We start from the raw sequence: 12,618 nt of genomic DNA, 5'->3' as shown, positions 1-12,618 counted from the left end.
CCCTGGCAACCACTTCCGCACTCACGGCGAGCCCTGCTGGCTACTTCACCTCGGCGCGGCGGACGAGGAGCAGGCCGATGGCCAGCGGGACGAGGAACCAGATCGTCCCGGCCGTCGCGAGCTGCTGCCACTGCTCACCGGTGAGGTTGCCCTCGAAGAGGCGGGTCTGCGCGAAGCTGTAGTCCACCCACGGCTGCAGGTCGGCGAACCACTGCTGGTTCATCGCGAGCAGACCGAGCAGCGGCGGCAGCACGAGCGAGTAGACGAAGTACGCGACGATCGCACCGGCGGAGTTGCGGATGAGCACGCCGAGCGTGAAGCCGAACATCATGCCGAGCACGCTGCCCAGGGTGATGGACAGGAAGCCGTCGACCGAGCCGTTCCAGACCGGGTCCAGCCCGGTGATGGCACTGCCGACGATGGTGCCCAGCGTGCCGACGACCAGGGCGATGAACATCGCGACGATGCCGACGACCAGGGCCCCGATGAACTTGGCACCGAGCACCTTGCCGCGGTGCGGGACCAGGGTGAAGGTCGTGAGACCGCTGCGCTGGCTCCACTCGCTGGTCACCGCGAGGATGCCGATGATCGGCAGGATCACCGTCATCGGCGCCCCGATCGCGGCGGCGAAGTTGTCGAACGTCAGGTCGGCGTCGGATCCGAAGACGATGAGCGCGGCCGTCGCCAGCACACTCATGATGATGATGCTCGCCATCAGCCAGAAGCCGGAGCGGGTGTCGAACATCTTGCGCAGTTCCACGCCCACGAGGCGGGTGAGGGGAATCGGTGAGGATGCCGTCCGCGCGCGGGGGGCGCGCACCAGACCTCCCGGCACCGCGGCATCCTGTGTGACGCCCTGGTCGATCATCGTGGTGCTCATGCTGCAACTCCTTCGCGCTGGGTGTCTGCGGTGAGCTCGAGGAACATGTCCTCGAGGCCGGCACCGTCGGCGCCACGCAGTTCGGTGAGGGCGACGCCGGCGGCCAGGGCTGCCTGACCGACCTGATCGGTCGTGGCGTCGGTGTGGATGCTGTTGTCCGCGTGGACGGTGACGGTGTGACCACCGCGCTCGACCGCGGAGGCGAGGGCGACGGCATCCGCGGCCCTGGCGACGGTTCCTGCGGTGGCGAGCAGGTCGGCCTTGGTGCCCTGGGCGACGATGCGCCCGTTGCCGATGACGACGAGGTCGTCGGCGATGACCTCGATCTCGTGCAGCAGGTGCGAGGACAGCAGCACGGTCCCGCCCTGGTCGGCGTAGCCGCGCAGCAGGTCACGCATCCAGCGGATGCCGGCCGGGTCCAGACCGTTGGCCGGTTCGTCGAGGATGAGCACGTGCGGGTCGCCGAGCAGCGCGGTTGCGAGGCCGAGGCGCTGGCGCATGCCGAGGGAGTAGTTGCGCACCCGGCGCTCGGCCTCGGTGTCGGTGAGGCTGACGAGGTCGAGCATCTCGCGCACCCGGCTCTTGGGCAGACCCATGGTGCGCTGGGCGATGGTGAGGATCTCGCGACCGGTGCGGCCGGCGTGCTGGGCGGACGCGTCGAGCAGAACCCCCACCTCGGCGCCCGGGTTCGGCAGGTCGACGAAGCGGCGGCCGTCGATGAGGGCGGTGCCGGTCGAGGCCGGGGTGAGGCCGACCATGATCCGCATCGTGGTCGACTTGCCGGCGCCGTTGGGGCCGAGGAAGCCGGTGACGCGGCCGGTCTGCGCGGTGAAGGAGACGTCATCGACGGCGGTGAAACCGGCGTAGGTCTTGGTGAGTGAGCTGACGGTGATCATGGGGACGAGCCTGCCGGTCCGGCGGCACCGAGGTCATGGGGGACAGTCCTGAGAGCGACCCTGAATGAACCCTGAGCGTCCTCGGGTCCATCCCTGATCCGACGCGCCGACGCCGCGAGCTCTCACGCTCGAAAGGTGCCCGGCCGGGGTTGCTGGGAAGCCGGGACGAGACAGCCCGGCTCACCGGGCCACCGACCCATCGGGTCGGGCCAGGACAGTTGGAGCGCCTCGACCGAACCCTTGTCGGGGCGCCGATAGTAGTTGTTGGCCTGTACGAGGATGTCGGCCGGGTTCGGGAGCGATTCGACGAGCAGCGACCGGCCATCCCCCACCGACCCGGAAATGACCTCACCTGGCACGAGGTCACGTCCGTGGTCGCGGACCTCGTGGGTGAGCCGGGTCAACAGCGCCCGCGCTGGCTCGAGGTCGAGACCGAACACCAGGAGTTCAGGGTGTCCGATGCCGTGCAACCCGATGGTGTAAGAGAAGGCTGGCTTCCATCTGGTGGATCGTCGCCGAGCCGGCTTTCGGGCCCGTCGCTCGGCGCGGGTCGTCCCGGTCGCTGCGCAGCACGCGCAGTCGACGTCGTCTGACACGTGCATCACCAGGCACCCCCAACGCCGGATCGCTTCGGTGGTCCGGCGGCGCTCCTGATCGCGGTAGGCGACCTCGCCGGGCGTCAGCACCGACCCTCCCCGAGCGTGTTCGCCGCCCCTGCCCCTACCCCTGCCGCGCATTGCCACGTGCCCGCCATGTCACTCCCCCGTTTTGACGTCTCCCCCGATACGTCACCATCGAAGCACGGGCCACTGACGCTCGATTCGAGTTATCCACAGGCTTGTTTCGCCGTATTGCCGGGCTCCAGCTCATCGAGCCGAAGGGCAGTGACACCCACTGGACGTGACCGGCTCAGCACCTGGGCCGGCGCTGCTGCACGCCATGCGGCCGATCGACTAGGTCGCTTGCCTGACGTCGGTCTGGGTGAAGTCGTCACCCTTGAAGAGCAGGTCCGCCCCAACGGTGCGAGCGGGCGCGTACGCGTGGCAATCGCCGAGGTTGAGGCTCGCGGGATGCCGACCCTTCCCGAACCGCTGCCACGCGGCGACGGCCGCGAGGGCCTGAGCCTCGTCGAAGGGCACGACCTCGACCTGGAGGATCGCAAGGAGGAGCCTCAGATCGGCGGTCGCCTCCGGCCCTTGACTGCTCTCCACCACGATCGACGCCTCGACGACCGTGGCAGCGCTGATGACGAGGTCTCCCGCGTGACGAGTCAGGATGCCGGCGATGGATTGGGCGTCCGGCTCGCCGAAAACCACGGCAACGAGTGCGGACGTGTCGATCGCGACGGTCACGTGGGGAGGCCGCTCGCGTCGTAGCCGATGATCTCTCGTCGGGACTGCGGGAGTCCAACACCTGACGTGCCCGACCTCGCTCGTTGATGGCGAGCACGTCGTCCTCGGCCGCCCCCACGGTGGCGCGAGCCCTCACCCGCTCGAGCCGCTCCTGAATCGCACGGCGTGCAGCGGTCGTAATGCTCTCGCCGGTGAGCGCAGCAAGTTCGCGGGCCAGCCGATCGGTATCGGGATCCTTGATGTTCAACGCCACATTTCCACCAAAGCAGGATGATTTCTTCCTCTTCGGGTATAGAGATCGTCTGACGCTGCACATGCGCGACCCGCCGAACTCCTGACCGCCACCCCGAGCAGTCCGTCGAGTGAGCGCAGCATGCCGTGCCGAAGGTCGCGAGACGGCACGTTGCGCTCACTCGATGCGGGACCCCTCAGGACTCCGGGTCGAAGCCGAACACCCGCAGTTCCTGCGGGGTCCGGCACCCCTGCGCGACCCGGGCCGCCCAGCGCTCGGCCTCCTCGCGGGTGGGCACCTCGATCACGAGGAAGCCACCGTCGAGGTGCGACGTCTCGTGCGTGATCGCGCCGTCGGCATGGACGAGGACCGGGGCGACGCTCTCGTCGATGCCACCACCGAAGACGTACACCCCGGCGTCCTTGGCCTCACGCATCGCCGAGTGGGAGGACTCGACAACCGCCTCGAAGTCCTCGGGGGCGAGGACCATCGTCGCGCTGGGGAAGGAGATCAGGTACTTGGCCATCGGCCCATCGTGCCCGAGCCTCGCTAGCCTGACCAGCGTGGACCTGACCTTCAGGGCGGAACTCTTCGAGTGGCGGGGCCCGGCACCCCACCACTGGCTCCGGCTTCCCCCGGCAGCCTGCGAGGAGATCGCCGCAGAGGCCGCCGAGACGACGTACGGCTGGGGCGCGATCCCGGTGCAGGTGCAGGTGGGCGACACCCTGTGGGAGACCTCGCTGCTCCCCCGCGAGGGCGGCTACGTGCTCCCCGTGAAGCAGGCTGTCCGCACGCAGGAGCAGATCGACCTCGGGGACACCGTCGCCGTGTCGCTGAGCGTGGCGCCTCGGCACGGGCGCGCCGCGAACGGCACCGGCCGAACGAGCTGACCCGAGCCACTGTCGGTGGAGTCGGGTCTGCCCGCTGCGGGAGGTGACGGCTACTCGGGAAGGGTGACCACGGCATCCTCACTGCCGTCGGAGACGCCGCGGTGCAAGGTCTCGCCGAGGAAGAAGACCCCTTCCGCCCCGGTGGCTCACGCCGGGTGCCCGTGCAGACCGCGCGTCACGGTGGTGGCGCGGCGACGGGGGCGCGGGCTGGAACGAGACGCTGTGACAACGTCGCGATCTGCTCGGGTCCGACGCGGCAGCAGCCGCCGATGAAGCGGGCGCCGGCGACGACCCAGTCGGCGGCGAGGTCGGTGTCGAACGCGGCCTCCCCGCTCCAGGTGTGGGTCGCGCTGTCCCAGGTCTCACCGAGGTTCGGATAGGCGACGGCAGGGCGGCCGGTGGCTCGGGTCGCGAGGCGAAGGGCATCCATCACGTCGCTCGGTGCGGAGCAGTTGATGCCGGCGGCGATGATGCTCGTGCTGTCGGCCAGGACTGCGTAGGCCTCGCTGAGCGGCTGGCCCGCGCGGGTGGCGGTGCCCTGCACGGAGTAGGAGAACCAGGTCGGGAGGCCCAGGTCGTCGAGGAGGGGGACGAGCACCTCCGCCTCGTCGGCGTCGGGGATGGTCTCGACGGCGAGGAGGTCGGGGTCGGCAGAGGCCAGCAGCTCGAGTCGTCGGGCGTGGAAGTCGCGCAGGACGCTCGCGGTGACGCCGTAGCGGCCCCGGTACTCCGAACCGTCGGCCAGCGCCGCCCCGTAGGGGCCGACCGAGGCCGCGACGAGGGGATGCCGGGCGCGGGTGGTCGCGGCGGCAACCTCGTCGCGAACCTCGGTGGCCAGCGTGACGCTGGAGGTGAGGGCGCGCTCGGCCTCGCGCTCGCTGAGCCCGGCCGCCATCAGGGTGGGGACGCTGGCCTGGTAGCTCGCCGTCGTGACGACGTCGGCACCGGCGAGGTAGTAGTCGCGGTGGACCGTGGCGATCTGCCCGGGATCATCGAGGAGCAGGCGTGCCGTCCACAGGTCGGAGGACAGGTCAACGCCTCGGGCCTCGAGGGCGTTGGAGAGGCCACCGTCGAGGATCACGACGTCGTCGAGCTGCATGACGCCGATCCTCCCACCAGGCTTCGGTCAGCGGATGGCGACCCTCGAGGGCGGGCGCCACCCCCAGGTGGGACCGCCCCCCGCAGGCAGCGCAACGGTGGGGCCAGTCGAGGGGTCGACAAACGCCCGGAATCAGCCACCCAACTCGGCGTGTCGTGACCCCTCGGCTCGGGGTCGTCATGGAGGTCGTCGCCTCGCTGGCGCGGCGGCGTGCTCCGCGGCCGGGTCGTGGGAGGGACTGCTGGCTGGGGGGCAGGGGTTCCGGTGAGCTCGGGATTGGTGATGGCGACGCACACAATGGCTGGCTCACCGACCGGGTCCCGATGGTGTTCCTCGACGACCCGGACGATCCACCGGCAGGTCGAGCTCGCCCTCCCACGCCGCCCGGATGGCGGCCAGCGCCTGCCTCCACGGGATCCGCTCCTGTTCGAGCCGGACGTCCCCTTCCGTGCGCAGGCGAGCGAGCGCTGCCCGTTCTTCGCCGGTGAGCCCGTCGAGCGCCGCCCTCGTGGGGTGGGGATCGGGAACCCACAGGTCACGGTGCGCCAGCAAGGTGGCCTCGTCCATGAGCACCGAGGTCACTGCTGGATGGTGCAGCCGGAGGCGGTGGAGGATCGCGAAACCGTGAGAGTCGAGGTCGCCCCAGTAGAGGATCGGCACGCGCACGACCCATGGGATCGATGCCACCCGATCGACGGCGAAGCCGCTGCCGTGGATGACCACCGCGCCCGGAAGGTCCGGCATGGCGAGCACCGATTCGAGGTTCTCCACGACGATCACCCCGCGCGGCGCCAGGGGGAGAGCGGCGACCTGCTGCGGCGGTGCAGCGACGTCCCGCAAGCCGCCGACGCTCAGGGTGGGGTCGAGGATCCGCAACCTGATGAGCGGATCGGACTCCACCAGACCCAGCTCGACGGAGCCCGTCACGGCACCGACCAGATCACGCACGATCGCCCGATGGTGGCCGAGCCACTTCGAGTCGACCCCCCGAACCGGCACCTGCCGAGGACGGAGCCCAGTGATCGGGTTGGCGATGACCCAGGCCGCCACGTCGACCACCTGCCCGAACTCGACGTCCGAGTAGCCCACCAACGTGGCGCGACGCAGCCTCACCGTGCGAGCCACGTCCGCTGTGTCTCCGAACCGTGCGGCGACGACGAGTGCGCGGCTCCTCAGCCGGAGCCAGTCTCGCTGCGCCGCACCTCCCGCCAGCGCAGCCGCCCCGTCGGCGTCGCGCACCAGCACGCGCACGGGCACCTGCTGACGGCCGATACTTCGCCAGACCCGGGTGTCCCACTCGACCTCGACACCATCAGGCAGGGGGAACGACGCCCACTTCCGAGCCCACTCCTCCGCCGCGCTCTCGTCCGCCAACATCTCCTTCTCGGTGGGGGGATGCAGGGGAATGGTGAACCGTGGCGGCCCGGCATCCGGGGTCACCAACGCCCCCGCCCACTCCCCCATCCGTCGCACAAGCCGGTCGCGGCATACGACGCGGACCTCGGCCACTGACTTCACGAGGGGACCTCCGCAGCCGCGTCGCCGCGCGGGCCGGAGTCGACGGTCCACGCGATCCTGGCCGCTGTCGAGCAGCAGCGCGTGGGGTTCTCGATGGTGGTCGCCCCGCCGATATATGGCTCGATGGTCTGCACCAGCTTGTGCGGCGTGGCGAGCACGAGATGGAAACCGAACTCCCTGAACACGTCCAGGGCCATGCGCGTGTAGCGGGTGTCGGCCTTGTCGAACGCCTCGTCGAGGATGACCGTGCCATAGCGCGGCCGCACGTCCTCTGCGTCGGCCAGCTGGTAACGCAAGGCCGCCGCCAGACAGAACACGACCAACTTCTGTTGCTGACCGCCGGACATGGTCGCGGCGGAGTCGTACGTCGCGTGCGCGCGTCCGTGCTCGTCGATCTCTTCAGCGAGGAACGTGACGTGCTGGCGGGTGTCGAGCACCTGACTCCGCCACACCCGGTCCACGTGCTCGCTCGAGCCGAACCGTCGCATGACCTCGGCCATCGTCGTGAAGCGCCGCTCCGCGGAGTCCACATCGTCGTCGCGCCAGCCGCCTTCGGAGATGGAGCGCAGTTCGTCGATGAAACGCTTGACCGTCTCACTTCGACGCAGTTTGACGCGCAGCCGCAGCCAACGGTCGTCGTCGAAGGGCGAGCGCCGCAACGACGCGTTGACTGGGGTGACGCGCTCTTCGATCTCCTGAGGTGCGCGGAGGATGTCGCTGACGAGCTCACCGATCAGGTCTCGGGATCGTTCGCGCAGGAGCCGAAAGAACGTGGCCTCGTGGTCAGGCAGGCCGTTGGCCACGATGGTGTCGAGAATCGCGACGTAGCCGGCGCGGTCTTCCACGTCGGGTCGCAGGTCGACGGCCGCAGACTCCCACTGGCTGCGGAACTGTGTGGCCAAGCTCGTGACCGTCCCGGCGGCGGCGGTTGCGGCACGCTGAGCGGTATCGCGTTCATCCTGGAGGCGGCGGAGCACTTCGTTGGCGACATCGGCGATCGTGCTCCGGGTGATGGCGCGTTTCACCGCGCGGAAGCGCTTGTCGAGGAGGTGCCACGTGGGTTCGTCGACATCCGGTACCGAACCTGACTCGACCTGTGCCATGAGGTCGGCGACAGCCTCACGGAGGCTGGCCGCCCCCAGTTCGGCGTCGCGGGCCGCGTCCCTGGCATCCCGGTGGAGGTCCCGCGCCTCCGCATAGTCGAGCTCGGCGGTGGCGACGAACGCGCTGGCCTTGGCGAGGTCCGCGTTGCCTTCGGTGAGTCGGGTCCGCCGATCAATGAGGCGCGCGACCTTCACCGCTGCTTCATGATGATCGAGATCGCTCCACGACTGCGCGCGGAGATGTTCGAGGGTGCTCTTGCGCCGATCACCATCGCGGCGCCGCCGCTCCGCGGCATCCACGACCGCCTGCGCGGCGTCCGCCACGCGCTGGGCACTGGTCAGGGCATCGATGAGAACGTCGAGTTTGCGCTCAGCGTTGCCGAGCACCCAGTTCGAGCGATCGTCGATGCGGCGGCGGTCGTCCTTCTCGTAACGGCCGCGTGTGCGGATCTGCCCGCGGATGGTGACGGCGCGGTCGTGTGCGTCGAGGTCGTCGGCACGCTCCACACACGCCACGTCGTACCGTGCGGACAGCTGGCCCTGCAGCCACGGAGCGAACGCCCCGTCGCTCACGGCGACGCGGTTGACAAGGGACACCTCGCTGCGCGCCGGGCGAGCGGCCGGGGCGTCCGCGCGCAGCTCCTCATACACCAGCCGCACCGGGATGGTGGTGCCGTCGACCCAGCGCCTGACTGCGGGGAGGTGGTCGCTGCGGACCAACATGGTGAGCGCAAACGAATGCAACACCCGCTCGATGGCGCCCTCCCACTCCGCGAACTGAGGCTTGACGTCGATGAGTTCGGCGACGAAGGGCAATGCTGACGTCGGCAGCCCCACACCCTCTGCCACCGCCCGGCGCACGCTGGCAAGCACCGACGGCACGGTCGACCGGTTCCTCCGCAGGGACTCGATCTCCCCCTCGAGGGTCGCCACGCGGCGCTTCGCATCGGCCAAGCTGGCCTGCTCCTCGTAGGTGGCCCCTGTGGCCTCGATGGCCGGGGCACGATCGAGCTGGTCGAGCAGCTCGGCGAACTCGGCGGCCGTGGTGGGCGCCGTGGCGATGCCAACAGCCGCTAGCTGGGCCGCGAACTGCTCCCACCGGCGCTTCGCGTTCCCCTCTTCCACCTCTGCGCTCTCGATGAGTTCACCCAGCGAGCTCACCTCGAAGCCACCGGCGGCGCTGAGTTGATCACGCGCCTGGGTCAGCGTCTTCTCGGCAGAAACCTCTGCGGCATGCGCCCGCTCTTGCGCGCTCCGGAGACCTATGAGGTGCTGCTCAACGGTATGGAGTTCATCGCGGGCGAGGGCGAGCCCTCGACGGACACGAAACGGCAGCACCCCGTCGATGAGGCGCCCGGTTCGCACGCCGGCCTCGAGCGCCTTGTCGTACGCGATCGCCGCCTCCCGCAACTCCACGAGGTGGTCGCGCTGCAGCCGCAGCTGGACGACGTGGTCGTGGGCGTCGCGAAGCTCGCTGAACTGCGCCAAGGCGGTCTGCGCGAGCTCGAACGTGCCCGGACGTTCCAGCATGTACTCACGAAAGAGTTGGTCGAGGCTGTCGAGGCCCTTCGCGGACTGCGTCTTGTGGAGGAGCTGCAGAGCCGTCTCATCGCCGATGCCGAACAGGCTGCGCATTTTCACGTAGAACCGAGTGTGCGTGCCCGCCGAGGTGACAACGGCGTCGGGCCGGTCCTTCTTGAGCTGCCTGGTCTGCAGTCCGCCCCGCGCGTACGTCTGCAGGTCGGCCAGGTCGAGAGCGCTGCGGTCAAGGATGCAGATGTCACTGATGTCGGCCGAGGTGGTGCCGGTCCCCTTCGCGAAGAACAGACGGCACAACGAGATCGGCGCGTCCACCTCGTTCTCGAATCGCAGCACGATGCCGCTCCACGTGGCTCCGGGGCGGAGGTAGGCCGCGACCACGCGGTCCTCCAGCTCGTCGTTGGTGCGGGTCCACGCTCCGCGCACGTAACTCACGATGGAACGGCGGTTGGCACGCGCCTCGGCGCCCTGCGCGGCCTCGTTGAAACGCAACCACTTGTCGGGGGTAAGTACGGCCGCGATGGCATCGAGCAGCGACGACTTGCCCGAGCCGGACGCGCCGGTGATGAGGTGCCCTTCCCTGGCAATGTCGATGCGATAGATGCCAGCGTCGAACGTGCCCCAGTTGGCGAGTTGCACCTCGGACAGGCGCCACTGGCCAGAGGCGACTCCGGGCAGGGCCAGAAGGCCAACGGCTTCCATCGGGGTGGACGTGCTCACGACTCATCCTCGTCGTCGACCGTGGAACCTTCGTCGGCAGGTGCGCTCTGTGGGTCGCCCTCTGCGCCGCTAGCGAGTCTGTGGAACACCTCGGTCAAGGCGCCCACCTGTTCGTCGTCGATGAGGAACTTGAGCACCGGTGAGATTTCGGCGCGTCCGTCGTCCAACTCGTGAAGGACGCGGAACTTGTTGACCATTTGGTTCCACGCGCTGTTGAGGTTCCGCTGATAGGTGGCCTCGTCGCCTTGCCGGTACACCGCCAGGCGCTCGTACACCTCGGTCTTCCCGACGATGACTCGCCTCTCGCCGACGGCAGCGAGGAGGATCTGGCGCAGCACCAGCAGCATGACGGTTGCCGCGAACGTCAGGGTCGTGCTGCGCAGGGTCTGCGGCACGTCGACCTCGACGGTGCGCACCTTGCGGGTGAACGCGAATTCATCGATCGGGTCGATGACGAGGTCGAGGAACAGGTTGTGCAGCGCCGAACGGATGGCGGCCTCGTCCGCAGCGAGCGCCGCCCACAGCTGTGGGTGTGCGGCGCCGGAGAGATAGGGACCCTGCAGGAGGCGGACGAGGGCGCGACGTGAGGTTTCGGCGAGGGTGCCGCGGTCGCCTGTCCACAGGCGGTCGGGCGCGCTGCCGCCCAGAAGCAGGTCTGCCTCGTCGATGTTCATGCCGGCACCGTCTCGGTGAATCGGTGGACCACGATCTCGGCAGTGCGGCGATGCTTGTCCGCCGCCCCCGTCCACGCGATCTGCTCGCGCCTGTCACGGTCGACGCGCCCGAACCTCGCGGCCAGCGACAGCAACCCGACCACGCTGGCCAGGCCCTGGGTGGCCTCATGCACGTTCAGTACCTCCGCGACCGTCGAGGGGCCGCGACTACGGACCACGTCGTTGACGTTGCGGGTCAATTCGTCGTAGTCGATCTCGGTCTCGCGGGCGATAACTGCAAGGGCAGCGAAATCGACGGCGTGGGTCTGCACCTCGACTAGGGACTCGCCGGCGTCGAACTCGGACGGGTCGTGTGGGACCACCTCGCCGACGCTGTTCCACCCCATGGCCGACAGTTCCAGCTCGCGTCCGATCTCGGTGAAGGGACGTGACCGCACGGAGGCTGGGAGTGCCGCAGCCAAAGCCTCTTGCAAGGCGACGCGGAGGACGCGATCGCGCTGGAACTCCTGCGAGTAGACGTACCTGCGCAGGCCGCGCGCGAAATCGGTGAGGACACCGTGCACCTCTCGGCTACCGTTCTTGAGGTCGCGTACCAGCCCGCGCAACGCCCGCCGCGAGCCAGGTTCGAGACCTTGAGCGAAGTCACGGTCCAGGATGTCGGTGACGTCGGCGTCGAGGCGGGAGGACTGCTCCGGGTCACGAAGCAGCGACGAAAACGCGGTGAACGTCCGTCCCTCGTCGGAGGACTCGATGAGGTCGACACCGCGGAAGATGTCGTCGAGAACCGTGCTTTGCACCTCGTCGACGGCGAGGATGCCGGCCCGCAACTCTTGGTTGAGCTCCTCGAACCGGGCCCGGACGCGCGCAAAGTCGGCGGGGAGCCCTTGCGCTTGCAGGAGGATGTCGGCCAGGCGTTCTGTGGCGCGGCGGTCGTCGAGCACCTCGACGTCTCCGCCGCTGATCCGCTCGATCTCGCGGTCGATGTGGGCACGTTCGACCATGAGCGCATCGAGGCGACGCGTCACGTCGGTGTCGGTCTCAAGAGCGAGCCGGTGCACAGCCGCCATGAGCGCCACGAGTCGGGACTCGGTGACCGTCGTCTGCGGTGAGTCGAGTTGCTCGACAATGCGCAGCGCGTCGCGTGCTTCGGACGACAACTCGTACGTCTCACCTCGAGCCTGAAGGGCGGGGCGGCGGATGATGAGACCCGCGTCCCGCCAGTCGTCGCAGTACGCCTTGGCGGACTTGTTTCCGAGGTCGAAGTGGTCTCGCACCTCGTCGAGTTCGGCGCTCAACCGTTCGTGCATCTCGTCGACCGACACGCGCGCTCCCGGAGCCCCCAGATACTCACCCAGGACAGCCGCCACGACCGGCAGCAGATCCGCACGCATCAGACGCAGAGCCGCGTTGTCGTTCACGAGACGACGATGCGCGAGGGCGGCAGCGAGAACCGGCATACGAGCATCTTGCCCGTTGTCGAGATGCATCGAAGACTGCACGAGCGCGTGCGGGGTACTTTGCACAACCGGGCTCCTCGGGCGAGGGCATGCAAGATCCAAGTCGCCCAAGGGGTGAGAACAGGCAGTGCGCTAGCACCGTGCGTGGGCCCGCTGGACCAGATCGACAGCCGTGCGAAGGACGTCAATTCGGTTGGTCATCAAGGTGGTTCTGGACGGACTGAGCGCGTTGCCAGCGAGAACGGCCTCACACTTTCG

The 12,618-nt window shown here is 68.9% G+C and carries 11 protein-coding genes and 1 pseudogene; 1 reads left to right on the top strand and 11 read right to left on the bottom strand.

The genetic code is table 11. The features are described from left to right. Nucleotides 1–40: 40 nt before the first annotated feature. The 6 genes and pseudogenes from PLL68_RS08820 to PLL68_RS08795 all read right to left on the bottom strand — a co-directional run bounded on the left by PLL68_RS08820 (nucleotide 41) and on the right by PLL68_RS08795 (nucleotide 3,886). A complete protein-coding gene (locus PLL68_RS08820; RefSeq protein WP_324533398.1) occupies nucleotides 41–880 on the bottom strand; it encodes an ABC transporter permease in 840 nt (279 codons plus the stop codon). Further along, nucleotides 877–1,776: an ATP-binding cassette domain-containing protein gene (locus PLL68_RS08815; protein ID WP_324533397.1), complete on the bottom strand. Its 900-nt coding sequence runs from the start codon at nucleotides 1,774–1,776 to the stop codon at nucleotides 877–879. The genes PLL68_RS08820 and PLL68_RS08815 overlap by 4 nt, the downstream gene beginning before the upstream one ends. A gap of 122 nt (nucleotides 1,777–1,898) precedes the next feature. Further along, nucleotides 1,899–2,378 carry a DUF4262 domain-containing protein gene (locus PLL68_RS08810; RefSeq protein WP_324533396.1) on the bottom strand — a complete coding sequence of 160 codons (480 nt, stop codon included), beginning with the start codon at nucleotides 2,376–2,378 and terminating at the stop codon, nucleotides 1,899–1,901. A 351-nt stretch (nucleotides 2,379–2,729) separates the two neighbouring features. After that, the gene (locus PLL68_RS08805) at nucleotides 2,730–3,128 is read right to left on the bottom strand and encodes a type II toxin-antitoxin system VapC family toxin (protein ID WP_324533395.1); all 399 of its coding nucleotides are present in this window, start codon (nucleotides 3,126–3,128) and stop codon (nucleotides 2,730–2,732) included. Nucleotides 3,129–3,219: 91 nt separating this feature from the next. Continuing rightward, nucleotides 3,220–3,444, bottom strand: a pseudogene (locus PLL68_RS08800) (type II toxin-antitoxin system VapB family antitoxin); the annotation flags it as partial. Between the two features lie 112 nt (nucleotides 3,445–3,556). Then, complete coding sequence (locus PLL68_RS08795) at nucleotides 3,557–3,886, bottom strand: YciI family protein (RefSeq protein ID WP_324533394.1); 330 nt, start codon at nucleotides 3,884–3,886, stop codon at nucleotides 3,557–3,559. A gap of 37 nt (nucleotides 3,887–3,923) precedes the next feature. Here PLL68_RS08795 and PLL68_RS08790 point away from each other — a divergent pair, with 37 nt between their 5' ends. Then, a complete protein-coding gene (locus PLL68_RS08790; RefSeq protein ID WP_324533393.1) occupies nucleotides 3,924–4,250 on the top strand; it encodes a DUF1905 domain-containing protein in 327 nt (108 codons plus the stop codon). 175 nt (nucleotides 4,251–4,425) lie between these two features. Here the strand turns inward: PLL68_RS08790 and mmuM are convergent, their stop codons facing one another. The 5 genes from mmuM to PLL68_RS08765 form a co-directional block, all read right to left on the bottom strand. Further along, nucleotides 4,426–5,349 carry a homocysteine S-methyltransferase gene (mmuM, locus tag PLL68_RS08785; protein ID WP_324533392.1) on the bottom strand — a complete coding sequence of 308 codons (924 nt, stop codon included), beginning with the start codon at nucleotides 5,347–5,349 and terminating at the stop codon, nucleotides 4,426–4,428. Between the two features lie 306 nt (nucleotides 5,350–5,655). Further along, nucleotides 5,656–6,867, bottom strand: coding sequence for a Wadjet anti-phage system protein JetD domain-containing protein (locus PLL68_RS08780; RefSeq protein WP_324533391.1), 1,212 nt, complete (start codon nucleotides 6,865–6,867; stop codon nucleotides 5,656–5,658). Next, nucleotides 6,864–10,229 (bottom strand): ATP-binding protein, encoded by a 3,366-nt coding sequence (locus PLL68_RS08775; RefSeq protein ID WP_324533390.1) that lies wholly within the window; start codon nucleotides 10,227–10,229, stop codon nucleotides 6,864–6,866. The genes PLL68_RS08780 and PLL68_RS08775 overlap by 4 nt, the downstream gene beginning before the upstream one ends. Beyond that, a complete protein-coding gene (locus tag PLL68_RS08770; protein ID WP_324533389.1) occupies nucleotides 10,226–10,903 on the bottom strand; it encodes a DUF4194 domain-containing protein in 678 nt (225 codons plus the stop codon). Before PLL68_RS08770 ends, PLL68_RS08775 begins: the two co-directional genes overlap by 4 nt. Beyond that, complete coding sequence (locus PLL68_RS08765) at nucleotides 10,900–12,321, bottom strand: DUF3375 domain-containing protein (RefSeq protein ID WP_324533388.1); 1,422 nt, start codon at nucleotides 12,319–12,321, stop codon at nucleotides 10,900–10,902. The genes PLL68_RS08770 and PLL68_RS08765 overlap by 4 nt, the downstream gene beginning before the upstream one ends. Between the last annotated feature and the right edge of the window lie 297 nt (nucleotides 12,322–12,618).

Source organism: Ornithinibacter sp. (genome assembly GCF_035443565.1).
In the GTDB taxonomy this organism is placed as follows: Bacteria; Actinomycetota; Actinomycetes; order Actinomycetales; family Dermatophilaceae; genus Fodinibacter.
The sequence above is the reverse complement of the archived record's forward strand: the minus strand, read 5'-3'. Positions and strand labels throughout refer to the sequence as shown.

Coding starts and splice junctions, on each gene's coding strand:
- PLL68_RS08820 (WP_324533398.1), bottom strand. CDS start 880: ATGAGCACCACGATGATCGACCAGGGCGTCACACAGGATGCCGCGGTG.
- PLL68_RS08815 (WP_324533397.1), bottom strand. CDS start 1,776: ATGATCACCGTCAGCTCACTCACCAAGACCTACGCCGGTTTCACCGCC.
- PLL68_RS08810 (WP_324533396.1), bottom strand. CDS start 2,378: ATGCACGTGTCAGACGACGTCGACTGCGCGTGCTGCGCAGCGACCGGG.
- PLL68_RS08795 (WP_324533394.1), bottom strand. CDS start 3,886: ATGGCCAAGTACCTGATCTCCTTCCCCAGCGCGACGATGGTCCTCGCC.
- mmuM (WP_324533392.1), bottom strand. CDS start 5,349: ATGCAGCTCGACGACGTCGTGATCCTCGACGGTGGCCTCTCCAACGCC.
- PLL68_RS08770 (WP_324533389.1), bottom strand. CDS start 10,903: ATGAACATCGACGAGGCAGACCTGCTTCTGGGCGGCAGCGCGCCCGAC.